The sequence below is a fragment of the Ihubacter massiliensis genome (genome assembly GCF_024125305.1).
GTDB lineage: Bacteria > Bacillota > Clostridia > Peptostreptococcales > Anaerovoracaceae > Hominibacterium > Hominibacterium faecale.
Window position 1 is genome coordinate 1,183,402 of sequence record NZ_JAMXVH010000001.1, and the last position, 25,941, is coordinate 1,209,342.

General features: G+C 50.6%; 27 protein-coding genes and 1 riboswitch. Of the genes, 2 read left to right on the forward strand and 25 right to left on the reverse strand.

Features of this window, described 5'->3' with window-relative positions; genetic code table 11:
• Positions 1–9: 9 nt before the first annotated feature.
• From folP to folE, 3 genes are read right to left on the reverse strand one after another with little or no spacing between them, the layout of a single operon-like run.
• A complete protein-coding gene (gene folP, locus NIA71_RS05465; protein ID WP_148398642.1) occupies positions 10–816 on the reverse strand; it encodes a dihydropteroate synthase in 807 nt (268 codons plus the stop codon).
• 11 nt (positions 817–827) lie between these two features.
• The gene (locus NIA71_RS05470; protein WP_148398644.1) at positions 828–1,310 is read right to left on the reverse strand and encodes an HD domain-containing protein; all 483 of its coding nucleotides are present in this window, start codon (positions 1,308–1,310) and stop codon (positions 828–830) included.
• A gap of 1 nt (position 1,311) precedes the next feature.
• Positions 1,312–1,863, reverse strand: coding sequence for a GTP cyclohydrolase I FolE (gene folE, locus NIA71_RS05475; RefSeq protein WP_253019855.1), 552 nt, complete (start codon positions 1,861–1,863; stop codon positions 1,312–1,314).
• 113 nt (positions 1,864–1,976) lie between these two features.
• A riboswitch (THF riboswitch) is annotated at positions 1,977–2,081 on the reverse strand.
• Positions 2,082–2,202: 121 nt separating this feature from the next.
• On the opposite strand from folE, the gene NIA71_RS05480 reads away from it, so the two are divergent.
• Positions 2,203–3,204, forward strand: coding sequence for an asparaginase (locus tag NIA71_RS05480; protein ID WP_253019856.1), 1,002 nt, complete (start codon positions 2,203–2,205; stop codon positions 3,202–3,204).
• A 14-nt stretch (positions 3,205–3,218) separates the two neighbouring features.
• Here the strand turns inward: NIA71_RS05480 and NIA71_RS05485 are convergent, their stop codons facing one another.
• Entirely contained in the window at positions 3,219–3,740 is a 522-nt protein-coding gene (locus tag NIA71_RS05485) for a DUF1836 domain-containing protein (RefSeq protein WP_253019857.1), read from the reverse strand.
• 269 nt (positions 3,741–4,009) lie between these two features.
• Between NIA71_RS05485 and NIA71_RS05490 the strand changes: the two genes are divergently transcribed.
• Positions 4,010–4,678 (forward strand): SGNH/GDSL hydrolase family protein, encoded by a 669-nt coding sequence (locus NIA71_RS05490; protein WP_148398652.1) that lies wholly within the window; start codon positions 4,010–4,012, stop codon positions 4,676–4,678.
• On the opposite strand, the gene pdaA is transcribed toward NIA71_RS05490, so the two are convergent.
• The 21 genes from pdaA to NIA71_RS05595 all read right to left on the reverse strand — a co-directional run bounded on the left by pdaA (position 4,647) and on the right by NIA71_RS05595 (position 25,882).
• Positions 4,647–5,462, reverse strand: coding sequence for a delta-lactam-biosynthetic de-N-acetylase (gene pdaA / locus NIA71_RS05495; protein ID WP_227755409.1), 816 nt, complete (start codon positions 5,460–5,462; stop codon positions 4,647–4,649). The two genes, NIA71_RS05490 and pdaA, sit on opposite strands and share 32 nt — an antisense overlap.
• A 103-nt stretch (positions 5,463–5,565) precedes the next feature.
• The gene (locus tag NIA71_RS05500) at positions 5,566–6,114 is read right to left on the reverse strand and encodes a beta-class carbonic anhydrase (RefSeq protein ID WP_148398654.1); all 549 of its coding nucleotides are present in this window, start codon (positions 6,112–6,114) and stop codon (positions 5,566–5,568) included.
• A 9-nt stretch (positions 6,115–6,123) separates the two neighbouring features.
• Positions 6,124–7,521, reverse strand: a complete 1,398-nt coding sequence (locus NIA71_RS05505; RefSeq protein WP_253019858.1) for a glutamate synthase-related protein — start codon at positions 7,519–7,521, stop codon at positions 6,124–6,126.
• Positions 7,522–7,578: 57 nt separating this feature from the next.
• A complete protein-coding gene (locus tag NIA71_RS05510) occupies positions 7,579–7,971 on the reverse strand; it encodes a Fur family transcriptional regulator (RefSeq protein ID WP_148398656.1) in 393 nt (130 codons plus the stop codon).
• Between the two features lie 160 nt (positions 7,972–8,131).
• Positions 8,132–8,539, reverse strand: a complete 408-nt coding sequence (locus tag NIA71_RS05515; RefSeq protein ID WP_227755411.1) for an NUDIX hydrolase — start codon at positions 8,537–8,539, stop codon at positions 8,132–8,134.
• Between the two features lie 6 nt (positions 8,540–8,545).
• On the reverse strand, positions 8,546–9,454 hold the full coding sequence (locus NIA71_RS05520) for an NYN domain-containing protein (RefSeq protein WP_148398658.1): 909 nt from the start codon (positions 9,452–9,454) through the stop codon (positions 8,546–8,548).
• 144 nt (positions 9,455–9,598) lie between these two features.
• Entirely contained in the window at positions 9,599–10,957 is a 1,359-nt protein-coding gene (locus NIA71_RS05525; RefSeq protein ID WP_253019859.1) for an aspartate aminotransferase family protein, read from the reverse strand.
• Positions 10,958–10,997: 40 nt separating this feature from the next.
• Positions 10,998–12,125 (reverse strand): 4-hydroxybutyrate dehydrogenase, encoded by a 1,128-nt coding sequence (locus tag NIA71_RS05530; RefSeq protein WP_148398660.1) that lies wholly within the window; start codon positions 12,123–12,125, stop codon positions 10,998–11,000.
• A 45-nt stretch (positions 12,126–12,170) separates the two neighbouring features.
• On the reverse strand, positions 12,171–13,244 hold the full coding sequence (locus NIA71_RS05535) for an electron transfer flavoprotein subunit alpha/FixB family protein (protein WP_253019860.1): 1,074 nt from the start codon (positions 13,242–13,244) through the stop codon (positions 12,171–12,173).
• A gap of 14 nt (positions 13,245–13,258) precedes the next feature.
• On the reverse strand, positions 13,259–14,047 hold the full coding sequence (gene etfB / locus NIA71_RS05540; RefSeq protein WP_253019861.1) for an electron transfer flavoprotein subunit beta: 789 nt from the start codon (positions 14,045–14,047) through the stop codon (positions 13,259–13,261).
• 15 nt (positions 14,048–14,062) lie between these two features.
• A complete protein-coding gene (locus NIA71_RS05545; RefSeq protein WP_253019862.1) occupies positions 14,063–15,202 on the reverse strand; it encodes an acyl-CoA dehydrogenase in 1,140 nt (379 codons plus the stop codon).
• A gap of 21 nt (positions 15,203–15,223) precedes the next feature.
• Positions 15,224–16,777: an acyl CoA:acetate/3-ketoacid CoA transferase gene (locus NIA71_RS05550; protein WP_148396556.1), complete on the reverse strand. Its 1,554-nt coding sequence runs from the start codon at positions 16,775–16,777 to the stop codon at positions 15,224–15,226.
• A 15-nt stretch (positions 16,778–16,792) separates the two neighbouring features.
• On the reverse strand, positions 16,793–17,566 hold the full coding sequence (locus NIA71_RS05555; protein ID WP_148396555.1) for an enoyl-CoA hydratase-related protein: 774 nt from the start codon (positions 17,564–17,566) through the stop codon (positions 16,793–16,795).
• A gap of 267 nt (positions 17,567–17,833) precedes the next feature.
• Positions 17,834–19,282, reverse strand: a complete 1,449-nt coding sequence (locus NIA71_RS05560) for a sigma-54 interaction domain-containing protein (RefSeq protein WP_253019863.1) — start codon at positions 19,280–19,282, stop codon at positions 17,834–17,836.
• Positions 19,283–19,439: 157 nt separating this feature from the next.
• On the reverse strand, positions 19,440–20,738 hold the full coding sequence (locus tag NIA71_RS05565; RefSeq protein WP_253019864.1) for a purine-cytosine permease family protein: 1,299 nt from the start codon (positions 20,736–20,738) through the stop codon (positions 19,440–19,442).
• Positions 20,739–20,778: 40 nt separating this feature from the next.
• Positions 20,779–20,991 carry an acetyl-CoA carboxylase biotin carboxyl carrier protein subunit gene (locus NIA71_RS05570; protein WP_148396552.1) on the reverse strand — a complete coding sequence of 71 codons (213 nt, stop codon included), beginning with the start codon at positions 20,989–20,991 and terminating at the stop codon, positions 20,779–20,781.
• A gap of 25 nt (positions 20,992–21,016) precedes the next feature.
• Positions 21,017–21,772, reverse strand: coding sequence for a 5-oxoprolinase subunit PxpA (locus NIA71_RS05575; protein ID WP_148396551.1), 756 nt, complete (start codon positions 21,770–21,772; stop codon positions 21,017–21,019).
• A gap of 26 nt (positions 21,773–21,798) precedes the next feature.
• Complete coding sequence (locus tag NIA71_RS05580) at positions 21,799–22,773, reverse strand: biotin-dependent carboxyltransferase family protein (RefSeq protein WP_253019865.1); 975 nt, start codon at positions 22,771–22,773, stop codon at positions 21,799–21,801.
• 13 nt (positions 22,774–22,786) lie between these two features.
• A complete protein-coding gene (locus tag NIA71_RS05585; RefSeq protein WP_148396549.1) occupies positions 22,787–23,647 on the reverse strand; it encodes a 5-oxoprolinase subunit B family protein in 861 nt (286 codons plus the stop codon).
• A 446-nt stretch (positions 23,648–24,093) separates the two neighbouring features.
• The gene (locus NIA71_RS05590) at positions 24,094–25,368 is read right to left on the reverse strand and encodes a TRAP transporter large permease (protein ID WP_253019866.1); all 1,275 of its coding nucleotides are present in this window, start codon (positions 25,366–25,368) and stop codon (positions 24,094–24,096) included.
• Positions 25,361–25,882, reverse strand: coding sequence for a TRAP transporter small permease (locus NIA71_RS05595; RefSeq protein WP_148396547.1), 522 nt, complete (start codon positions 25,880–25,882; stop codon positions 25,361–25,363). Before NIA71_RS05595 ends, NIA71_RS05590 begins: the two co-directional genes overlap by 8 nt.
• Between the last annotated feature and the right edge of the window lie 59 nt (positions 25,883–25,941).

Genomic DNA, 25,941 nt, shown 5'->3' on the forward strand with positions numbered 1-25,941 from the left:
TCCTAACTGTTATTTGCCTAAAATGGCCTCTGTCATACGTATGACCCGTTTATTTTCTTTAATATCGTGAACCCGCACAAAGGCGCAGCCCTTCATCACGCCCAGGACTGTCGTCGCCAGGGTGCCTTCCAGGCGCTGATCCGCCGGCAGATCCAGCGTCAGTCCGATCACCGATTTTCTGGATGTTGCCAGAAGCACCGGATAACCCAAATGGCCCAAAAGCTCCACCCGGTTGATAGCCGTCAGGTTCATTTCATAAGTCTTGCCAAAACCAATGCCCGGGTCGAGGATGATTTTATCATCTGCAATGCCGCCGTCCTTTGCAAGGCGGACGCATTCCTTCAGATCCTCCAGCATGTCGTTGAGGAAATCTTCATAAACGGGCTGCTCCCGATTGTGCATCAGGCAGCAGGCCGCCTTTTTTTCTCCGATCAGAGCCGCCATCTGCGGATCCTTTTTCAGTCCCCAGATATCGTTCACCAGATGGGCGCCCCCTTCCAGCGCAGCACGGGCCACGCTGCTTTTATACGTGTCAATGGAAATGGGGATGTCAAAATTTTTATCGATCTGCTCGATGACCGGCACAACCCGTTCCATTTCTTCCTCAGGCGTAATGACCGTATGCCCCGGCCTGGTGGATTCTCCGCCCACATCGATGATGTCAGCCCCTTCCCGGATCATTTCTTCCGCACGAAAAAGAGCGGCATCCAGTCGATTGAACTTTCCCCCGTCGGAAAAGGAGTCCGGGGTCACATTGAGGATCCCCATAATGTAAGTTCGATTCGCAGCGTCAAATTCTCGATTGCCGATTTTCATATATGCTCTCCTTAGTAGTCGATTTTTAAATTCATATTTTCTTTATGCCACTTGCAGGCATCCCTGGCCCGGCAGATAAAACAATTCCGCGACCGCTTGTCCGCTTTGTTAAGGAACGTCCGCAGAGGTCCGCCCTTTTTTACGCCCTCCCGCCTGTGAAACAGGATAGCATCGATGATCTGGGCCTGCTCCTCGTCGGAAAAGCCGCACTCTGGCAGAATTTTCTCCGCCATGCCTACCCCCGCTTCGTGATGGGGAATGTCCTTTGTATATTGGAGCCCTCTGCCGATATCGTGCAGCAGGGCCGCGCTGTAGATGATTTCCCGGGCAATGCCTGCCTGTTCTTCCAAATTGTAGATATAGGCCAGCCTTGCCACACTCAAGAAATGTTCCATATCATGTTTGCAGAAAATCCGATCGGTTTCTGCTTCTTCAATGGCCTCCATCGCTTCCTGGTATGCCGGATGGTTAAAAATTCGATTTACTCTTTCCATATTATTTCACCATTTGTAAAAAAGTCTGCTGCAGCGAATAGTCCTGTGCAAAATCTCCTCTGACCATGGTGGTCACAGTCTTTGTTCCTGGTTTTTGCACGCCTCGCATGGTCATGCACATGTGCTCTGCCTCAATCATAACCATGACTCCTTTGGGGTGAAGGTGGGTTTCCACAGCATCGGCGATCTGGGCGGTCATCTGCTCTTGCAGCTGAGGTCTTCTGGCGTAAACTTCCACAGTTCTGGCCAGCTTGGACAGTCCCGCCACTGTACCGTCCGGTATATAGGCCACATGCGCTTTCCCGTAAAAGGGCAGCAGGTGATGTTCACAGGTGGAATAAAAGACGATGTCTTTTTCCAACACCATATTGTTGTTTTCCACGTGAAATTGCTTGGAAAGATGTGCCTCTGCGTCCTGGGCCATTCCTGCGTATATCTCTTCGCACATCCGGGCCACCCTGTCCGGGGTCTCTAAAAGGCCCTCCCTCTGAGGGTCCTCTCCGATCCCTTCCAGTATGAGCCGGACGCCTTCTTTGATTTTCTTTTGATCCATGTTGTTCTGTCTCCTTCTTTTTTTCCCATTGACAGAAAACAAAAAAGCTCTCCATCTATCATGATGCCGGTGAAAAACTTCTCCCTTCACATACATAATGCCAGAGCTTCTGTTGCAACGGGTGCGGAACATACACCGCAAGCAGCTTGTCCGTGCTTTTCGTTTCAGCGGCAACTCCCCATCCGCCGAACACTTGACGCGTACGTTCCTATTTTGCATGTTATTGCGCTATACTCTATTATAGTACAAATTCAGGAAATTACAAGGATTGTACTTGGAAAATCATCAACCGTGTGCTATCCTGTTTTCAGCAATTTGAAACAGAAAGTGAATCAACATATGACGAAAAAATTACTTATTTTAACTACAGGAGGCACCATCGCCTCTGTAAAGACGCCCCATGGGCTGATCCCTGCTCTGACTTCCGAGGAACTGCTTTCTTACCTTCCCGAAATCGGCAGCGATTTTCTTTTAAAAACAAAAGCAGTCTGCAATCTGGACAGCACCGATATCACGCCGGAGCATTGGCTGCTGCTGGCAGGCTCCATCCGGGAAGAATATCATAATTACGACGGATTTGTCATCTGCCACGGAACGGATACCATGGCCTATACGGCCGCCGCTCTTTCCTATCTGATCCAGCATTCGTCCAAACCCATCGTTCTCACCGGGGCGCAAAAGCCCATCGGCTCTGAGATCACCGATGCCAAAGCAAACCTGCGGGACAGCATTCTCTATGCGGCCGATCCCCATTCCCGGGGCGTTCAGATCGTCTTTGACGGCAAAGTGATCCTGGGCACGAGGGCGAAAAAGACCAAGACTTTGAGCTTCGCGGCCTTTTCCAGCATAAACTACCCCTACCTGGCTACTATTCAGGATGGCCGGATCATCCGCTATCTGCCGCCCAGCATCGAAAAAAATCCGGTAGTCTTTTACGACCGGCTCAATCCCAAGGTCTTCCTGCTCAAGCTGACGCCCGGAATTTCCCCGGTCCTTCTTGGCGAAATCTTTCGCCTTTACGATTGCATCATTATCGAGAGTTTCGGCGTGGGCGGCATTCCCGACACGCTGGAAAGCGAACTTTTTTCCCAGTTGAGCAAATATGCTCCCCAGGAAAAGGTGCTGGTGATGACCACCCAGGTTACTTATGAAGGCAGCAATGTGGGGACTTACGAGGTGGGCCGCAGGCTCAACGAAACCTTCAGCATCTTGGAAGCCAAGGATATGACCCTGGAAGCCGTTCTGACCAAGATGATGTGGATTATGGCGGAGGATGGAATTTCCTGGCCGGAAATTTGCCGCAAATTCTACAAGTGCATCAATTCGGACACCCTTTATTGAGGGTGTCCGGCGGCTTACTCCGTTTCCTCCTCAGCTTCCTCCTTGAACGATTCCCCCAGTTCCTTCAGCATCTGCTCGCAGGCCAGTTTCTGGGCATAGCTGGAAACCGCCAGCCGGAGGGCCGCTTCCGACAGCTGAGCTTTGTCCTTGGTCTCTTCCAGCGACGCCGACACCTTTTTAAACTCTTCATCCATCACTTGGATATATCGTTCATAAAAATCCCGAACTTCACCGTCTTCAATCCTGGCTTTTAACAGCTCTCCCGTATCCGTCACAGACAGAACCTGCTTTAAAAGACAGGTTGCCGTCAGATAAGCGATATGCTCTCGATTGTACTTTTTCCCCTTGGCTCTCGGCAGCAGCCCTTTTTTAATATAATTGTTGACCATCGCCGCCGTCAGATTCTCGTCCAGCTCCAGTCCGGCATGCTGCCTGGGCATGTAGCTGAGCACCTGATCCATATATAAATCGATGTCCGGAATATCATCCCATTTATTTGGCCTTTTTTCTTCCAATACCTTCTTAATTGTTTCCATCCTTTATACCTCTTTTCTGTATAAATAATTCCTTATTATGCCATTCTATATACAAGGACTCCATATTGGAGCTTTATTGGCTGCACCAATAGTATATATCATATATAAATAATTGTAAATAGTCTTGACCTCATTACAATTACATAATATAATATTAAATATTACATTAAACAATTTTTATTATCCCGTAGTATCAAGTAATGTTTAAGAACTCATAAAAGAGCTGGACTTACTGATAGATTCCAAGTTTCAAGAAAGGGGGATTCACCATGCAAATCTGTGTTCTCGGAGATTCCGTTGCCAAAGGGGTCATCTACGATGAGGCGAGGAACAAATATACGTTTTTGAAAAACAGTTTTATCAATCTGTTTTCCAGTGTGAGGCAGATTCCGGTAAAAAACTTGGCCCGCTTCGGCTGCACGACCACCAAAGGACGGGAAATCCTTGAAAAGCATAAAACCCAGCTGTCTCTATACGATTATACCATTCTGGAGTTCGGGGGAAACGATTGCAACTATAACTGGGAAGAAATATCACGGACACCGGAAAAGGACCACATGCCTGCGGTCCCCTCATCTGTTTTTAAGGATACTTACACTACAATCCTGAAGCAGGTCAGAGCCTGCGGAAGTCAGCCGATCCTTCTTTCACTGCCCCCTCTGAACCCGCAGCGTTTTTTCGACTGGGTCTGCAAGGGGCTGAACAAAGAGAATATTTTAAACTGGCTCGGCGATATCGATTATATCTATCGCTGGCACGAAGCCTATAATCTCATGGTCTTTCAATTGGCCCAGGAGCAAAATGCCCCTCTGATCGATATTCGTCGGATTTTCCTTGAAAACCGTCATTACGGCGAGCTGCTCTGTTTGGACGGCATGCATCCCAACGAAAAAGGACATGCGCTGATTAATTCTGCACTAGTTGATCTAATGATTTAAAGGTATACCCGAGTTCCTCCCACTTTGTCAGTAGTTCATCGAGAATTTCGGCATTGGTCTGGGAAGTACTATGGAGCAGGACGATGGCGCCCGGGTGTACCCTGGGGATCAGCTTTTTAAAGGCTTCTTCTCTGGATGGCTGCTGGCTCTCATACCAGTCCACATAGGCCAGGCTCCAGAAAATGGTATGGTAGCCCAGCTCCTTAGCCATTTCCAAATTGGACTCGCTGTACTTTCCCTGGGGCGGGCGATAAAACTTCTTCATTTCCTTCCCTGTGGTTTTTTTGTACAGTGCTTCCAGGTCCTTAATTTCTTTTGAAAAATCCTCCATGGTGGATATCTGAGACATATCCGGGTGATGGAAGGTGTGGTTTCCTACAATATGCCCTTCTTTCACCATTCGTTTCACCAGCTCGGGATTAGTCTGCAAATAATTACCCACCACAAAGAACGCCGCGGGGACCTTATGCTTTTTCAAAGCATCGAGGATTTTGGCCGTATGCCCGTTTTCGTATCCCGCATCAAAGGTCAGATACAGGACCTTCTCCTGGGTTTTTTCCGCATAATAGGCATTATACTTTTTCAGGTATTCCGCCGTCGCGTTGGCAACCGGAGGCTGCCCCGCCTGCTGGAAGCTCAGGCCCCAGTTTCCGTCTGCCGATGTGGAGACAGCATCCTTTTTAAAGACGCCGGCTGCCAGACCGACACCAACAAATGCTACTGCGAAAAGGGCCACTACTGCCGTTACACGCAGCAGTCTTTTTTTTCGAATCATTATAATCATAAAAAATCACCACCCAGTCAAGTATATTGGGCGGTGATTCAAACTATGCTTTTAATGCGGGAAAGGGTACAGGCCTCTTACCGCTTTCTGCCATACAGCCCTTCTATTTTTCCGATACTGGCATCAATTCTCCAGTCGTAGAGTCCATGACAAATCCGCCGATCTGAATATCCTCAGGAATCAATGGATGATGTTTCAGCAAATCAACCGTTTCTCTGACTGAAGTATTCACATCGTCAAACCCGCTTAGCCAGCGTTCAAAATCGATTCCACAATAGCCCATCATATCCAGCGATTTCTGAGATACGCCCCGCTCCTTCATATGCGCAATCATGGCCTTGCTGTCCATGTGCTGGACGCCGCAGTCGGTGTGTCCGACCACCAGAATGGTTTCCACGCCCAATTCATAAATGGCAATCAACAAACTCCTTACGACACTTCCAAAAGGGTTCGCGATCACGCCGCCGGCGTTTTTTATGATCTTTACATCACCGTTTTTCAGGCCCATTGCCGAAGGCAGAAGCTCGGTCAGTCTGGCATCCATACAAGAGAGTATAGCCAGCTTTTTATCCGGGTATTTGCTGGTGACGTAGGCCTTATAGCTTTCCTCTTCTACAAATTTTCGGTTGTATTCCAGTATTTCTTCAATCATTGATTACTCCTATGCATGTGGTATGTCGGTAAACTCTGAAATTTCTCTGTTGATCGTGCACAGGTCTTCCAGGGATAAATCCTGAAGGCGTTCATGTCCTGTAATTCTGGCAAAGGTCTCCAGCTCTCTGCAGGTACAGCTCAGGAAATTGGCCACTCGTTGAGCCGCGGCTTCTTCTTTGAGTCTGGATCGCAGTTCCGGGTCCTGGGTAGCCACGCCCACCGGACATTTACCGCTTCCGCAGATGCGGTACTGCTGACAGGCCGCAGCGATCAGCGCCGCTGAAGCAATGGCCACAGCGTCGGCCCCCATAGCCAGTGCTTTGGCAAAGTCAGAGGATACCCGCAGGCCGCCGGTAATCACCAGTTCTATGTCCGCGCCAACTTCATCCAGATATTTTCTCGCTCGGCTGAGGGCATAGATGGTGGGAACGCTGGTTGCATCTCTTACCAGTTTGGGGCTGGCTCCCGTAGCTCCGCCTCTGCCGTCGATGGTGATAAAATCAGGTTCCGCGAAAACGCAGAATTCCAGATCCCGTTCAATACGGCCGGCAGCGATCTTGATGCCGATGGGACGGCCTTCCGATTCCAGCCTCAGCTTTTGCACCAGCGCCCGCAGATCCTCCTTACTTTTAATTTCTTCAAAAGAGGAAGGACTGATCACATCCTGGCCCAGGGGTTTGTTTCGAATTCTTGCGATTTCTGGCGTCACCTTGTCTCCCGGCAGATGACCGCCCATGCCCGGCTTGGTGCCCTGGCCGATCTTGATCTCAATGGCATCGGCTTTTTTCAGGTTTTCCGGCGTAACGCTGTATTTGTTGGGAACATATTCAAAGATATATTTATAAGCTGCATCCATCTCTTCCGGCAGAATGCCGCCTTCCCCGCTGCACATGGCCGTCTTTGCCATAGCGCTTCCTTTCGCCAGGGCAACTTTTGTCTCTTTGGAAAGCGCTCCGAATGACATGTGGGAAATATAGACGGGACTTTCCAAAACCATCGGTTTGGCAGCTCTGCGCCCAATTATGGTGGTCGTGTCCACTTCCGCATGCTCTGACAACGGCGGCGGGTTGAGCTGTGCTCCCAAAATCAGAATGTCGTCCCAGTTGGGCATGGGCATCTTGGTACCCATGGCTTCGATAATGGTCTCTCCGGTTACTGACATCTTGTGAATCTCATCCATATAGCGGCAGGAGGCATCGGCTCTGGCATACTCGGGATCATAATCCAGCGAACCTTCGCCAGGAGAAGCTTCCTCCGGCGGCACTGCCTGAACCTCATCGTCATCGATCTTTTCAAAAACGCTCCTCGGCTGCCCGCAAATCGGACATTCACTCAGACTATCGATTGTTTTTCCCGGCTCTTCGGTAAAGATATAACCGCAGATGCCGCATTTGTATACTCCCATCTTCTTCTCCTTTACTCAATAACAGTTGCAGCGACGAATTGATCCCTTGCTATATCCTTAGTTGGACCCCTTTTTATTACAGCGGGGGCATTTCCCTTGGAAAATGATATTGTGATCTTCTATTGTAAACCCCTGTTCGCTCAAGTCCAGCTCGTTCAGCCTGTCCATATAGGGTACGTCCATATCGAATACCTGTCCGCAGTCCGTACATTTCAGATGGTAGTGTCCGGAGATATTAAAATCATAGCGGTCTGCCGAATTGGGAATCTGGATACGCAGGATCTGCCCTTGCTGAGCCATTTGATTGAGATTGCGATAGACAGTTGCTTTGCTGATTCTCGGATACTCGCGAATTACTTCCTCATATACCATCTCCGCCGTAGGATGATTATGAAGCTGATTGACAGCTTTCAAAATAATATCCTTTTGCAGCGTATTTCTGGTCTGCATTATGGTCACCTCCTTATTGATAATAATTATTATTTAAGATTATATTCTATTTTTAGAGGTTTGTCAATGGCAGACAAATTTTCTCAAACAAAAAGGATTGCCCTGACAAGACGTTTCCCTGCCGCCGCAATCCTCAAAATTTCTTATATCCTTATAATCTCTAAATCCCGTCGCCGTAAACCCTGACCTGCTCCACCATATGGCCGATATTTCCTTCTCCTGCGAACTTCTCCAGATCAAAGAAATTTTCATTCATATCCAGCCAAAGCAGAGGATGGGTTTCTTCCTTCAGATCCACGCTTCGGACCAGCGAACCCACGTATACTTCAACGACGCAGTTCTGATTAAAGTAAGTGAAGTTCATCATATGCTTGAGCACGATTTGATCCCGGCCGATGCCGGTTTCTTCCGCCAGCTCCCGATAGGCCGCGGCCAGTCCGTCCTCACCCGGCTCGATCTTTCCGCCCACCAGATTGAACTTTCCTTTATATGGATCCTTCGTCCGTTTGCAAAACAGCAGTTTTTCCCGGGAGGGATCATAGACCATGATACAATTATATCCCTGCATGTCCGCCTACTTTCCTGCAAACCGCACCATGTTCTGATTGCCGCTTTTGCGCACTTCGATTCCTTTGATGCTGCGAATATATTTTTTAAACTGGGAAAATCCGTAATCCTGTACATTGAAATTATCGTATTTTTGATGCAGCTCCTGCCCCAGAATACCCAGATCAACGCCTTCTCTGCCGCCGGCCTTAACCAGCTCGACCACAAAATCCTCCACATTGTTTCCCTCCGCCAGCTTGACGGAAACATAATTCCCTTTTTTCAGGAGGCGGATCTTGGGGAACTCTTCCAAAAGCTTGGAAAGCAGACTGTAGCCGTAGCTTCGTACGTCAAAGTCCGGATACAGCTTGAGCAGCCGGTTGCCCAGCTCAGCCAGCCCGGTCTCCCTGCCATTGTTGGTATTTTCTGTGATGATCTTAACGATGGCATCCTCAATCGTGGACTTGTCGATGTCCTTGACTGCCGCTTCTTCCTTCGTCTCTTCTTCTCCCTGGAGCAATTCCAGCCTGGTGAAAATATCGCAGGCCTTGCGGAAAGCCATGGGTGTCTTTTTTTCACCCATTCCGATCACCGTCAGCCCGGATTCTCGGATGCGGCTGGCCAGCTTGGTAAAATCGCTGTCGCTGGAAACAATGCAGAATCCGTCCACCGTACTGGTATACAAAATATCCATAGCATCGATAATCAGCGCCGAGTCCGTGGCGTTTTTGCCGGTGGTGTAGCTGAACTGCTGGATGGGCGTGATGGAACTGGAAAGAAGTTCTTCCTTCCAGCTGGAATTCTGACGGCTGGTCCAATCCCCGTAAATCCTCTTGTATGTGACGTTTCCGTATTTGGACAGCTCGTCCAAAATCGGGTCGATGTATTTTGCCGAAACATTATCGGCGTCGATCAGTAGCGCAAATCTCTTATCCAAATTATTCTCCTATCTCTTGATGCTCTCAAAGCAACCTTATTTCAAGAAATCTATTGCATCTAATGGTAGCATTTTTCAGAAAAGAAGTCAAATAGAGAGCAGCTCTCGGTTTGAGAACTGCTCTCTTTGCTAAATGATTTATTCTTATCTTTCAGCGTCGATCTTTGCAATCGCTTTTTCCAGAATGTCAAGTCCTGCGTTCACCTGTTCGTCGGTGATCACCAGCGGCATCAGGAAGCGGATGCAGTTGTCTCTCACGCCTGCGCCCAGAACGACCAGGCCGTTTTGCATACACTCGTTGATAATGGCTTTTGTTTCCGTCTTTGCCGGCTCTTTTGTGGCTCTATCCTTAACAAACTCCAGAACCAGCATGGCGCCAACGCCTCTGGCATCGCCGATAATCTCATATTTCTCTTTCATTTCCTGGAAACGTTTCATGGTCATGTCGCCGATATGTCTTGCTTTCGCGCAATAATCGTCCCGTTCCATGATTTCCAGAACCTTGAGAGCCGATGCAGTTGCCAGAGCGTTCCCGCTGTATGTACCGCCCAGTTCTCCTGGAGAAACTGCTTCCATAATATCTTTGCGGGCCGTTACGCAAGCTACCGGAATACCGCCTGCAACCGATTTGGCGCTGACCACAATATCCGGTCTCACGCTCCAGTGTTCACATCCGAACATCTTTCCGGTACGTGCATAGCCCGCCTGAATTTCATCCGCGATCAGCAGGATTCCATACTTGTCGCACAAACGTCTCAATTCCTGAACAAATTCATCTGGTGGAACGATGAAGCCGCCTTCGCCCAGAACCGGTTCCAGAATAATCGCTGCCGTTTCGTCGGGAGCTACATATTCCAGGAAGAAGCTTTCCTCGAACATCTTGGCGCAGTGCATGTCGCAGGAGCCCTTTTCCAGTCCATATGGGCATCTGTAGCAGTATGGGAACAGGAAGCGGTTCACGCCCTGCGGCAGGGGTCCGAATCCGGTCTTGTATGGATGGCATTTGCTGGTCATGGCCATTGTCATATAGCTTCTGCCGTGGAAGGCTCCGGCAAAACAGATGATTTCTGTTCTTCCGGTATATCTTCTTGCCAGCTTAATGGCATTTTCATCCGCCTCAGCGCCGGTATTGACCAGGATCGTCTGTTTTTCTCCTTCAATCGGGATAATTTCATTGAGCTTTTCCGCCAGTCTGGGATATTGTTCATAGTTGAACACATTCAGATTAGGTGCGAAATATTTGTCGCACTGTGCTTTAACTGCTTCCACAACTTCTGGGTGGGAATGGCCGATATTCAGCACGCCGATACCTGCTACAAAGTCAAGGAATACATTTCCATCCACATCCTGGACCATTGCGCCTTCTGCTCTGTCCACGAATACAGGAGCCAGCATGGCAACCGCATCGGTAACATTATCCTTTCTTACCTTTAACAATTCGGTGGATTTTGGACCCGGTACCGTATCTGTAACGATCTTTGGCAAGCTTGTTCTAAGTGACATATTTTCTCCTCCTCTTTCTATCTCTTTCAACGTTTTTCAATTAATAACACTCCGCATAAATTTCCTGAATGAGCTCCTTGGTCAGAGGCACATAGGAATTGGTGACCAGGCGCTGCTGGTTGGCTAACACCGAATCGGCAAAGACCTGGATGTCCTCCTCCTTGAACCCATATTCCCGCAGGGGCTTAAGATGGAGAATGGTCTCCTCCAGCGCCGCCAGATTCTTCAGGGCATCCGCTTCGGTTCCGCCCAGGATGCGGGCGATGGTCTTTTTGAAGTCGGCGATCTTGCCCTCCGGTTTCAATACCTCATACTTCTCCAGCACCTTGCCGAAGAGGGCGTAGTTGGATTCTCCGTGGGGTACGTGGTAGGTACCGCCCAGAGGGAAGGACATGGCGTGGACCGTGGCACAGCCCGCCTGCAGGAAAGCGATTCCGGCGTAGCAGGCAGCGGTGGAAAATTCATCCAAATAATCCAGCCTGGCATCCGGGCCCCCTTCTCCGATCCTGCGGAAGCCCTCCAGAATCAGCTCCATAGCCTTGACGCCATAAAGCTCCGAGGTCATGGTGGCCCTGGCCGGCGACAGATAGGATTCCACCGCGTGGATGAGGGCGTCGATGGCCGAAGAGGCAAAGGGCGCGTAAGGCAGGGTCTTGAGCATGTCCGGAATCAGGCACACGTCCTGGGGAATCAACAGATCGGACACCAGACCCAGCTTGGTGGTGTCCCCGTTTTCGTCCCGCACGATGGCCACGGAAATGTTGGTGACCTCCGAACCGGTGCCGCAGGTGGTTGGGATCGCCACCAGCTTCTTGGCCGGCACCACCTCGGCTTCCTTAAAGAACAGCTGATGCACCGTGCCGGTGCGCTTTAAGGACAGCAGCTTTCCGATGTCCATGATGGCGCCGCCGCCTACCGCGATGACCCGGTCATAGGAATCTTCCTTGATGGCCGCGAAAATGTCGGTGATCATCTCCTCCGAGGGCTCCCCGGCTCCGAATTTCTCCTGGAACACCACCTGGCAGGAAAGACCCAGCTCTTTCATGAAGGGCGTGTAGACGAACTCATTGGTGAAGAGCAGATCCCGTGCTCCCAGCTGGAATTCCTCGGCAAACGCCTGAAAGGTTTGGAACTTGTGCAATTGTCCTTTGATCAGTATTTCTTTCATGGTTACGAACCTCCTTTTGGTCCCTGGAATCGTCCCTGGCGTTTCTTACGCCTGGTCCCAGGCTTCGATGATTTCCGGAATGACCTTCTTCAGATCGCCGCAGACCGCGTAGTCGGCCAGCTGCATCATCGGCGCTTCCGGATCCTTATTGATGGCCACGATGATATCCGAGGTCTGCATCCCGGCCAGATGCTGGATGGCCCCCGATATCCCGCAGGCAAAATAGATGTTCGGCTTTACGGTGGTGCCCGTCTGTCCAACCTGATGCGACTGATCGATCCATCCGGAATCTACGGCTGCACGAGAGGCGCCCACCACGCCGCCGACCTTCTTAGCAAAGGCTTCGATTAATTCAAACCCGGAGGCATCCCCCAGGCCTCGTCCCCCAGAGCAGATGATCTTGGCGTCGGTCAGGGATACCAGCTCCTTGGCCTCCTTGACCACGTCCAGGATCTCCACCTGTATGTCCGCTTTGCTCAGCTGGGGCTGTATCCGCACCACTTCGCTCTTCAGGCTCAGGTCCTTCTCCAGCTTCTCCATGACCCCCGGGCGGACCGTGGCCATCTGCGGCCGGGTTCTGGGGGTGACGATGGTGGCCATCAGGTTGCCCCCGAAGGCCGGACGGGTCTGCTTGAGGCCTTTGTCCCCATCCTCTGCGCTAAGGCCCGCCAGGCTGGCGGTGGTGTTCTTCTCCAGGTATTCCATGTAGTCGCCGGTGTCGATATCCAGTCTGGTGCAGTCGGCGGTGAGGCCGGTGTCCAGTCTGGCCGCGATCCGCGGCGCCAGGTCCCGTCCGATGTGGGTGGCTCCAAAGAGCACGATCTCCGGCTTGCGCTCCTCAATGGCCTGGGTGATCACCTTGGCGTATCCGTCGGTGGTGTAATGGGCCAGCAGCGGATCGTCGATCTGGTAGATAAGATCCGCTCCATAGGCGGTCAGCTCGTCTGCCAGGTGGTCCGTTTCATGGCCCACCAGCACCGCGCACACCCTGGCATCCCCGCTGATCTCCCGCGACAGCCTGCGCCCTTCTCCCAGCAGCTCCAGGGCCACGTTCATCAGCTTGCCGCCCCTCTGCTCGGTGTATACCCACACGTCCTTGTATTCGCTAAACTTTGTCATCGTTTCCTTCCTCCCTATATGATGTGTTTCTTTCTCAGTTCCGTAAGCAGGTTCTCCGCCAGCTCCCTGGGCGTATCCCCCTCCACGGCCATGCCGGCTCCTTTGGGCTTGGGCGTGAAGGAACGGAACACGTTGGTCGGGGAGGCCTTCAGCCCCACCACGCTCTGGTCCACTCCGATGTCCTGGGCGCTCCAGACCTTGACCTGGGTCTTGGCCGCTTTCCGGATGCCCGGAACGGACATGTATCTTGGAGTGTTCAGTTCCTTGATGGCCGTCAGCACGCAGGGCAGCCTTAGCTTCAGCTTCTCATAGCCGTCCTCCAGGGCCCGCTTGACGATGACCGCTTCTTCCTCCAGCTGGAATTCCTTCACATAGGTCACCTGAGGCAGCCCCAGCTTTTCGGCGATCTGGGGCCCCACCTGGGCCGTGTCCCCGTCGATGGCCTGTCTGCCGGCGAAGATCAGATCGTAGTCCCCGATCTTTTTGATGCCCGCCGCCAGGGCGTTGGAGGTGGCCCAGGTGTCTGAGCCTCCCAGGGCCCGGTCCGACAGCAGGATCGCATCATCCGCTCCCATGGCCAGACACTCCTGCAGCATCTCCTTGGCCTGGGGCGGCCCCATGGTCAGGGCGATGACCTCCGTTCCCGGATTCGCGTCCTTGATGGCCAGCGCCTGTTCCAGGGCATTGGCGTCGTCGTGGTTCAAAATGCTCGGCACCCCGTCCCGAATCAGCGTCCCCGTCTCCGGGTTGATCCTGATCTGGTTGGTGTTGGGTACTTGTTTTACGCATACGATGATTCTCATGTTCCTTTGTCCTCCCTATTTAAAGATGTCTCCGGAAATCACCATCTTCATGACTTCCGACGTGCCTTCGTAAATCTCTGTGATCTTCTGGTCCCGGTACATCCGTTCCACCGGGTAGTCCTTGATGTACCCGTAGCCTCCGTGGAACTGGACCGCTTTGTCCACCACATAGGAGGCCGTCTCCGAACAGGACAGCTTGGCCTGGGCTGCTTCGACCGTGCTGGAAAGCCCCCGGTCTCTCCGGTTGGCCGCGTTGTAGAGCAGGAACCGGCTTCCGTCGATCCGCGTCTTCATGTCCGCCATCTCAAAGGCCAGCGCCTGGAACCGGTCCAGACTCCGTCCGAACTGCTTTCGCTGCTTCATGTATTCGACCGTCTGGTCGAAGGCGCCCTGGGCAATGCCCAGCGCCTGGGCCGCGATCCCCAGCCGGCCCACGTCCAGCGAGCTCATGGCCACCTTGAAGCCTTTGCCCAGCTGCCCCAGCAGGTTTTCCTTGGGCACGATGCAGTCCTCGAACACCAGCTCCGCCGCGATGCTCCCGCGGATGCCCATCTTGTTTTCTTTCTTTCCCCGGGAAAAGCCCGGCATTCCTTTTTCCACGATGAAGGCGCTGATTCCCTTGTTGCCTTTGCTCTTGTCCGTCATCGCCATCACCACGTAGACGTCGGCGATCCCGCCTCCCGAAATGAAGATCTTGCTTCCGTTTAAGAGCCAGTGGTCCCCCTTGTCCTTAGCCGTGGTCTGCTGCATAGCCGCGTCGGTTCCCGCGTTGGGCTCGGTCAGGCCGAAGGCCCCCAGGTGCTCCCCGGAAAGCAGCTTGGGCAGGTAGTTCTGCTTCTGCTCTTCGGTCCCATACGTAAAGATGGGCCAGCAGCACAGGGCGTTGTGGGTCTGCACGATGACGCCGTGGGAGGCGTCCACCTTGGAGATCTCCTCCACCGCCATGATGTAGGTCAGGTAGTCCGACCCCGCTCCTCCGTATTCCTCCGGAAAGGGCATGCCCATGATCCCCAGCTCCCCCAGTTTTGCCACCGTTTCATAGGGGTATTTGGCTTCCGCGTCGATTTCTTCGCTGATCGGTGCGATCTCCGTCTCTGCGAACTCCTTCAGCATCTTTTTTACCATCTCTTGTTCTCTTGAATAACTGAATTCCATTTGTCTTCCTCCTCGTTTGTTCTATTTATGAAGCCCCATGGGCTCTTCTTTAAAAATGCGCTCCTCCATCAGCTTGAGGTCCTTTGCGATCAGCGGAACAAATTCCATCTGGTCGAAAATATCCTTTTGGAGGTTGATCCCCGGAGCGATTTCGATCAAAGTCAGTCCCTCCGGCCTCAGCTCGAAAACGGCCCGCTCTGTGATGTACAGCACCGGCTGATGGACCTGATTGGCGTAATCGCCAGAAAAGGTCACATGCTCCACTTCTTTCACAAATTTTTTCCGCGCCCCTTCTTTTTTGATCTTCAAGCCTCCGTTATGGCATTCAATTTCCAGCCCTTTTGCAGTAAAGGAGCCGCAGTAGCATACCTTTTTTGCATTCTGGGTAATATCGATGAACCCGCCTGCTCCCGCCAGACGATCTCCGAACTTGGAAACGTTCAGATCCCCGTTGGCCGCGGTTTCCGCCAGTCCCAGAAACGCGATATCAAGGCCGCCTCCCTGATAAAAATCAAACTGCACATTGTGCTCCAGTATACACATGGAGTTTGCCGCCGCGCCGAACTGGGTCCCGCCCATGGGTACGCCGGCAATGGAACCAGCTTCTACAGTCAGGGTCATATAGTCGGCAATGCCTTCCTCGGCCGCAACGTTTGCGATCACTTCCGGCACGCCTGTTCCCAGATTTACAATGGCATCCGGCGGAAGTTCCATGGCCGCCCGCCTGGCGATAATCTTTCTCTGGGAAAGTTCCGCCGGTGGAATATCTTCAAAGGGAATCCGGAATTCACCGGTCAGCGAGCCGTCGTAGGGCATTCCCAGGCACTGCATGTTTTCCTCTTCGGTTCCCACCACGATGGTGTCCACATAAATGCCCGGAATTTTGACCAGCTTGGGATCCAGCGAACCTGCCTCCACGATCCGTTCCGCCTGAACGATCACTTTGCCGCCGCTGTTTTTACACGCCTGCGCCATGGCGGTCACATCCAGAGGTCCGATTTCCCGATGCACCGTACAGTTTCCGTATTCATCTGCATAACTGGCCCGCAGAAAAACCGCGTCGATGGGGAACAGTTTGTAGAGCAGCCGTTCCTGGCCCTCGATTTCCACCAGCTTTACCAGATCGTCTTTCGTGACAGCGTTCAGCTTGCCTCCGCCTTTCCTGGGATCGACAAAGGTATGCAGCCCCACATGGGTGATGGTTCCCAGATTGTGGGCCGCAATGTCCCGGTACATATGGGTGATGACGCCCTGGGGCAGGTTGTAGGCTTGGATCTTGTTTTCCAGGGCCAGCTTTCCCAGCCTGGGCGCCCGGTCCCAGTGTCCGCCGATCACCCGTTTCACAAGGCCTTCATAGCCGAAATGGTCTCCCCCGGTCCCGTCCCGGTGACCCTGTCCTGCAGCAAAAAACAGCGTCAGATCCTTTGGATGCCCGGTTTTCAAGTACCGCTCTTCCAATGCCTTGGACAAGGCTTCCGGGCAGGCGCAGCTTACAAAGCCCCCGGTGGCGATGGTCATGCCGTCTTCGATTTGTTCGACTGCCTTTTCCGCAGTCATGATGTTCACTTTTTTCATAATTCCATGCCCTTGTTATTTATTCACGAACTTTGCGTCCCGTTTTTCCAGAAAAGCCTGCATGCCTTCCTTTTGATCCTGGGTGGCAAAGCACATGGCGAAGAGTTCGTTCTCCGTCCGGATTCCCGTGTCCAGATCCGCATCCATGCCCCGGTCAATGGCCGCCTTGGAATATTTCACCGCGATGGGGCCGTTGCTGATGATTTTCTCCGCCAGCTTGATCGCTTCCTCCATCAGCTCCTCAGGCGGCACCACTTTGTTGGCCAGGCCGATCCGTTCCGCCTCTGCTGCTTTGATCACGTCTCCGGTAAAGATCAGCTCCTTGGCCTTGCCGATCCCTACCCGCCGGGGCAGCCTCTGAGTCCCGGAAAATCCCGGCGTGATGCCCAGTCCCACTTCCGGCTGTCCGAACTTGGCCTTTTCACTGGCCAAAATCAGATCGCAGCTCAGGGCCAGCTCGCATCCGCCTCCCAGGGCAAATCCGTTGACCGCCGCAATGGTGGGGATTTCCAAAAGTTCAATTTTGCGGAAGATGGCGCTTCCTTTCCGTCCCCAGGCTCTGCCGCCCTGGGCGTCCAGCACGCTTTGGGCCGCGATATCGGCTCCGGCAACAAAAGACCGGCCCTCGCCGGTGATGATCAGCGCCTTCACCCTTTCATCTTCTGCCACTTGCCCGATGGCTTCTTCCAGCTCCAAAAGCACCTCTCCGTCCAATGCGTTGAGCACCTCAGGCTTGTTTACTTTTATGATTTCGATGGCTTCCTGCTTCTCAATTTTTATGTATTTCACTGTTTACCTCCTGTGATTTCGTTTTCACGTTTATAATGTATCGCAAGCTTTATGCCAAGAATCAAATCCTCGGCTCTCATAGGGTTAAAAAAAGCGAAAACCCCAGAATTTCAACAGAATTAAGGGGTTCCCTTTTTTATCGTGAAAGCCGTGATCAAAGACGGGGGCACGCTCATGCTCCACCTCATCAAGTCAAGACTGACTACGAACTGAAAAAGGCGCCCGCTTCCTTTGATTTCAAGGCCTAATCAGATTCGACTAGGCTAGTTACTTTTGGCTATCCTCCAATCTGAGATAGGTATAGCCGGGAATATATTTTCTAAGCTTGCGGGCCGCGGTGGTCTGACTGATACCCAGCGCCTTGCCCACAGCGACGCTTGTCCTGTATTTTTCCAGTGCGTCGGTAAAGATTTCTTTTTCATATTCATCCAGCATGCGGGACAGGGAACTGCCGTCAAGATCGACCGGTTTCCTCTGACCCGGCTGAAATGCCTTAGGCAGATCTTTGCCGTCCACCATCTTTCCTTTAAAGGTAATGACGATCCGCTCGATGAAATTTTCCACCTGCCGGATATTCCCCGGCCAGTCGTAGCTTTCCAAAAGACTCAGCGCATCCGAAGATACGGACAGCACCTTTCGGTACCGTGCATTGAATTTTTCCATGAAATTGAGAATCAGGGGCACGATGTCATCTCTGCGCTCCCGCAGGGGCGGAATATAAATATCGATCACGCTCAGTCTATAATACAAATCCTCACGGAATTCCCCCTGCCGGATGGCTTTTTCCAGGTCTTTATTTGTTGCGGCTACCAGCCTGAAGTCTACTGCAGTTTTTTCCAGGCTTCCGATTCTGCTGATTACCTTCTGCTGGATAACCTGCAGGATTTTAATCTGCATATCCAGAGGCAATTCTCCAATTTCATCGAGGAACAAGGTGCCGCCGTTGGCCAACTCGATTTTTCCCAGTTTTCCCTTCTGGCTGGCTCCGGTAAAGGCTCCTTTTTCATATCCGAACAGCTCGGATTCCAGCAGCGTCTGAGGTATGGTCCCGCAGTTAATTTCAATAAAGGGGCCGTCTGCCCGGCTGCTGGTCTGATGGAGCATTTTCGCAACCATGCTTTTTCCCACACCGGTCTCCCCGGTAATCAGCACATTGGCATCCACCTCCGCAATTTGCAGGATTAAGTCTTTAATATCCGACATTTCTTTGCTTTTGGCGATCAGGGAGTTTTCCTCCAGTTCTTTCATTTTCAAATGTTGGATTTCGGCGCTGTATTCTTTCATTAGCTGGGTGAGTTTGCTGTAATTGTCATGTAAGGTTGTCACATTGGCAATGTCAATGGAATTAAAGCTGATGACATACTCCACCTCCCCATCTTCGTCCAGGATCGGCACACCTGTGGTCAAAACCTTTTCCCCTTTTTTATTCCGCTGCATCAGGGTGACTTTTTTCTTTTCCTTTAGCACTTCAACCGTTACAGAGGGTTTAAAGATCTCCTGTTCTTCCAGCTCGTATACCGACCTTCCAATGACGTCCTCTTTCGCCACATCGTAATGGTTTTCATAGGAATCGCTGACTCGCAGCACGATCCCCTTCCCATCCGTCAGGGTGACGTCGTTTTCGTTGTCCATAATTCGAAATACAACATCCATTTTGTCCTTATGACATTCGCTTCTGCTCTTGCACTGCCTGCAGATACAATTAATAGGATTCATCGCCGCACCTTCCTTATCATTCTCATTAAAGCTCATCCTTCATCTTAAATCAGGCCAACTGGTTCCAAAAAGAGGAAGCATATGAAACTTGAACGCTCATAGTGCTTCCCCTTATGTTTGTTTATTGTAACATGCCTCGGTTCCACATGAAAATCACCTACAGCCTTGCTTCTCTTTCCGGCAATGGGCGATAGATTAGTTTATCGAACAGGATTGTCGCTGCAAAGGCCACAACGATCCCCTGGATAGCCGGACAGCCTATATTCCAGACCTGTTCGGTAAGAATTACCGTCACAGCGCCCAGGATCAGACCAATAAAACTGCCTGGCTGCCACTCAGGAACAAGGCCTTCCTTCAGTACGCTGATATCTGGATATTTTCGTTTGTTTACCACTAAGAAATTGGCTGTAACAACGCCCATCAGCGGAACAATCAAGGCTACCATAACGATTAGAAAAATACTCAAATACTGTGAGAAGTGGGTCATTGCCAGCACACAGGAAATGGTGGGCATGATTACGACTCCGTACGCTCTTTTCCATCCCGTAGCCGCAGAAATAGCCAGGGACGAAGTATAGTAATCAGTATCGCAAGTCGTCCATGTCAGGAACAATACGACGAACGTCGCAGAAAAGAGCATGCCCAAACCGGCGAAAGCCTGTACCACGTCTGTGGTTCCTGCTCCCAGGGAAATAATCGTACCGGTCAGCATCAAATATACGTATGCAACGCCGAAGGTAACAACTGCGACCATGACCGCCTGGAAAGGACTCTTGCACCATCTTTGAATATCGGTGGAGCCGCCCCCGGTTCCGCAGGCAAACGTGCCTACCATCAAAGTGATGCCGGAAATGACGGTTATTGGCGTGCCTACAGGATCGGCGTTGAGAAGCGCATCCCATCCCCCGATCTCCTGCAAGCCCTTATATGCGCCGATGCCCAGCAAAATAATGCTCACAGGAACAGCTAAATTAGCAACCCATGTCATGTATTTGAAGCCGACAAGGGCGATTGCGCAGAATACCGCTGCCATTAAGAAACACAGCAGATAATAGTTGATATGAAAGGCGGTGGTTAAGAACTCCGCCGCGTATGAAATATGCGTGCCGCCCCATCCGATCAGACCGATCGGAGGTATGAGCGCGGCAATTCTGCCGCCTTTGCTGCCCCATACATAACGGGCTATCAGGCCAAAGGATAAACCGGTTTTCGCGCCGATGGCCCCCATGGTCCCTGAAATAAATACCAATACGATACAGCCGATGAACACGATAAGCGCTGCCTGCAGAAAGGAAAAGCTTCCTCCGATGGTAATGGCCGCCGCGATTCCCGATGGAAAGAACGCGTATCCAATCCACACAACCAGGGGCTTGACCATAGACCTTCTGGCTGCCATGGGAACCGCTTCCTGCGAATATTCTTCAAAATTATCTACGGTTACTTTTGCTTCGCTCATAGATAGCCTCCTATCTTAAAAACCAGGTTTAACGATTTCATTACTCTATTACTACTAACAGCGCGTTTCCCGCTACAGCTGTATTAACCTTTGCATGAATGGATGTTACTGTTCCACCTTCTTCCGCTACGATGGGCAGTTCCATTTTCATCGATTCCATGGTTAAAAGCTCCTGTCCCTTCGTAACCTGCTGGCCTACTTCAACGTTGATTTCCAAAATCTTTCCCGGCATCGGGCTTGTAATATTTGCCATGGTTCTCTCCTTTCACAAAAACAATCTATCCTTTCAGCTCATATCCTGCTTCCATCAGTCCTTTTTTGAGAAGCTTTATCGTCGTCACACAAGTGTCGGAATCGCCGTGAACACAGATGGAATCTGCTTTGAAGGTCAGAGTCGATCCGTCAGATGCCGCCACCTGTCCTGTTTCCAAGAACTTTATGGCCCTCTTTACGCTATCTTCCGGTGTAATATGTCCATAGGACTTACGGATCAAGATCTTTCCTTCCGGTGTATAGTCCGTATCGCAATTAAATTCGCTGACATAATTCAAACCATACTGATCGCAGTATTTCTCCAGGCAGTTCCCCTGCATCGAGCCAATAAAATACACGCTGCATCCGGGCTTTATATCCCGGCAGGCTTTGGCAAAGGCTTCCGCCAGATCATCATGATCGATCAGCGTATTATAAAGGGTGCCATGGGGCTTAATGTGATTCAGCTCCATATCGTTGATTTTGAGAAACTGCACCAGGGATCCCACTTGGAAAACGGTGTAATTGTATAATTCTTCCGGGGTCAAAGTCATATAACGCCTTCCAAATCCGGCCAAATCCGGATATCCGGGATGGGCTCCTACGGCAACGCCTTTTTCTTTCGCTAATTTGACCGTTTTGCACATCACATTGGCATCTCCCGCATGGAACCCGCATGCCACGTTTGCTGAGATCACTTCCGCCATCATATCTTCGTCGCATCCGATCGTATATTTTCCAAAACTTTCTCCCATATCGCAATTAATATCAATCTGTTTCATAACCTTCTCCTCTCAGATAAGCAGATTCATTCAAATCTTTCCGGGTTTATATAGTTCTCAAAGTCTTCTCGAACAGCTTTTATCTCATCGATGGTGATTCGCTTGAATTTGATCTTCCCGCCCAAATTGGTCTGCGCCACCTTCCACAGACAGCAGTCCGGTATGAAAAAGGGCTGGATATAGCCGCCGGCCGTCGGATAATCGGCGGTAAAGATCACGAGGGTTTGACCTGCCAGATTTACACCTCCGTGGTAGTATCCGGTGTCATATATGTTGGAAGGAAAAGCGCCGGTTGCGGCAGGTTTTCCATGGGCGATCTCTGAAAACTGGAATTCAGGACCTTCCAGCCGGTATCCAAGCCTGCTGGAATCGCGGCTCACCGTAAATTCACTGGAATAAACCAGATCGATGTCTTCCTTTGTCAGCCAATCCCAGTGAGAACCGAGCATCAGCTCACATTCCGCAGGCTCCCGGTAGTCCGAAATGTACTCCGTCTTCAATTTCCTGGGTTCATACTCGCTCCTGGATACCTTTGCGCCTACTGGGACTTCATCGCCTGCTTTGAGAAAACGACCTTTATAGCCGCCGAACTGCAAGGATGTGGCATACGTGGATTTGCTGCCCATAACCTTAGGAACATCAATGCCCCCCTTCACTGCTAGGTAGGAATATACGCCGGATGAGGCAAAGGAAAAATCCAGGATTTGACCTGCCTGCGCATAAAGGGCGCTCCATAAGTCGATGGGGTTTCCGTCGAGGGTTACATTCGCCGATGCTCCGCATACACTGAATATGGTATCCTGGCTGAACTGAATTTTCGCTCCTTTATAGATAAATTCCAAACCGCCTTCCGTCTCGTCGTTTCCCACCAGCGCATTGGCGACCCGCAGCGCCAGACCATCCATTGCGCCGGAAATTGGTATTCCCAGATGGGCGAACCCTTGTCTGCCCGGATAATCCTGCACCGTAACTCTCAATCCGGTTTCTAATATCTTCAACATCAAATCACCTCCTCTACTTTGTTCCCGCTTCAGCTAAGAACTCCCGATATCCGCCCAGGCAGAATTTATCATATGGGATAATGTTATAATGATAGGTCCCGTCAGCTGCTTGCTGCTTGATCCGGTTATAGTCGTCCATATCGATTTCAACATACTTGATTCGGTCGCCCACTTTAAACAAAACCGGAGAATCTTTAAATCCATCCAGCCGCTGATCTAAATCCAGCAGCGGTATCGGCGTTATGCCAAACAGCTGAAAGCCGCCCGCACTTACCAGCGGATAGATGGATGTGTTGGAGCCGCCTATGCCGACCGCGCCTGTGGGTGTTTCCAGCCGCGGCGGATTGTACTTGGGCGCGCTTAAATCGCATCTGGGATCGAGGCACAGACTGGAGGCCAGGCCGGGTGTGAATCCGACGTAGGTGACCCAGTGCTGGGGGAACAAATATTTGTACTTGAGTTCTTCCAGTCCATCCAGTTTGTTTTCCCGGCAGATGAGCTCGATGTTGTTCTCAATGGGTTTGATTTTCCTGCAATAATCTTCTACGCATTCCTTGGTCCACGGATCATCAAAGAGAATTGGCACCTCGATAATCCTTGAATGGATCTCCAAATTATCTTTGGATTCGATCCTATCCAGAAAATCGTGCATCAATTGAACGATTTTGGATAATTCAATGATTTTGGGATCATACTTAATGACAAGAGAAGAATTGGATGGAATGGATTCAACGATTCCATCAACGCCTTCCTTCCCCATCATATCCTTCAACAGGGTGGCTTTTATATTAACTTCGACGCTTTTCACAAGCCCAAAGTCGATCATAATATAACAGTCGCCGACTTCCCAAATTTTGAACGTTTTATCCATCATTTCACCTCCCGGACTTTTTCCTGCTGTTCAAAAACACCAGCTATTGAAATTAATACGCTTTTCATGTTTCCCTCCTCTCAGAAATGGTTTTCATCCCTTAATAGGCGCAATAATTGTGCCAGTGGAAAGGGCTGCTGTCAGGCCATGCTCCTGAAACAGCTATCTTCCATTGGAAATGAAACATCTGTCTCTCGCAAAATTTCAAAATATTTCGATTTATTCTTTTTTCTCCGCCATACTGCATATGGCAGCAAATAATCACCGCTGACTAATTTATCTGAACGATACTCATGGTGCCTTTTTTCCAAAGGCTTTCACCTCCTAATCATTTTTAGCTATAAAGTCAGAAACAATTAGTACCGTGTAAAGAAACACCAAAGGAAAAAGGAAGCGTATGGGCAGCGCTTCCTTTTATGATTCTTTTTCGTACAGCGCAGCCGTTATCTTTACTGGACCAGCAGCAAGGATGCCGCCGGTATATAAGTAACGATCAGCAGTACAATGCTCAAAACTCCGGTAAAGACGAAGGCTGTTTTAAACATTCGATCTACTGGTATCTTGGATATGGCCGAAGCAACGAACAGAGTTGAGCCATAAGGCGGCGTTACAAAACCGATCCCCAGATTGAGAACAAGCATGACACCGAACTGGATTGGACTCATACCGTAGGATTCCACCAGCGGCAAAAAGATTGGGGCTAAAATAATGATAGCCGGAATAATATCAATGAGCATCCCGATCAGCAAGAGTACAATATTGAGCAAAAGCAGGATGATGATTTTACTGTCGGTTATGCTGGTAATGGCATCGCAGATCATATCCGGAATACGTTCAATACTGATGAACTTACACATAGACGCTGAGAAGGCGATGATAAAGCTGGTGATTCCATTGATAATCGCCGTCTTGTAAATCGCATCCAACAGTTTTTTGATCGTCAGCTCCCGGTAGATAAAAAATCCCACCAGAATAGAATAGACGACCGCGACTACAGCCGATTCGGTCGGGGTGAAGATACCTGCGTAAATGCCTCCCAGAATAATGACCGGCGCCAGCAGAGCCCAAATCCCATTCTTGGCCGCAATGAGAATATGTTTTGCATTCGGTCTAGTGTCACTGCCGCCGTAACCATTCTTTTTGGAAATAATATAACATGCTACCATGAGGACAAGGGCCATCAGCAGTCCCGGGATAATACCCGCGATAAACAGGTCGCCGATGCTGGTGCCCGTGGACACTCCATAAATAACAAAGGGGATGCTGGGCGGAATGATAATGCCGATCGCTCCCGCAGATGCTACCAGCGTACTGCTGAAAACTCTCCCGTATTTCTTTTCCTCCATGGAAGGGATCAATAATGCTCCCACTGCTGATGTGGTGGCGTTTCCTGAACCTGTGATGGCGCCGAAGAAGGTGCTGGTCAAAATAGCTACCATTCCCAGTCCGCCGGTGACAAAGCCGATGACGGCATCCGCCAAATCCACCAGTCGTTTTGCGATTCCGCCTTCTCCCATGATGACTCCTGCCAGGATAAAAAACGGGATTGCCAATAAAACAAATGAATTAAGTCCGGTAAAACAGTTCTGTGATATCAGAGAAATTGAGACATTTGAGTAAGCTGCATAAGTGCAGATGGTAGACAGACCGATGGCATATCCCACCGGAACGCCGATGAAAATCAAAAGGATCATTCCTCCGAACAGCATTACAATACTACCCATTTACTCCCTCCTTTCTCTTTACAAACAGATCGCATACATTTTTGTACATCTCCCCGATCAGCCTCAGACAGATGATAAATCCGCTGACTGGTACGCACAGATAGGGGATCCACATGGGGATTCCTGTGGAAGCGCCGTAGACGGCTGTGTCCATCTGCATGCCCACGATGCCTATGCCATAATAGGTTACGATCACACTTGTGATAAACCAGCATAGGTTTAAGAGCAGTTCCAGCGTTTCTTGTGCTTTTACCAGTCCCTTTTTTGTGAGGGCGTCGTGTACCAGCCTGACCTGAATATGCTCTTTTTCTTTCATTCCCGCGCTCACGCCCAGCCAGGAAATCCATACAAAGATGAATTTTCCCAGTTCCTCGGACCAGTACAGCGCATCCCCCAGTACATAACGAGTAAATACTTGTGCGGCGATAACGATTACCATAATGAGTGTCAAAACAATCAAAACCCATTTTTCAATAAAGTCATAGCCGCTTACTATTTTGCGTATCGTTTTCATTGTTCTCCTCGCTTCCGCATAAGCAACTGTTTCTTTTTAAATGCGTTCCGGGTAAGGGT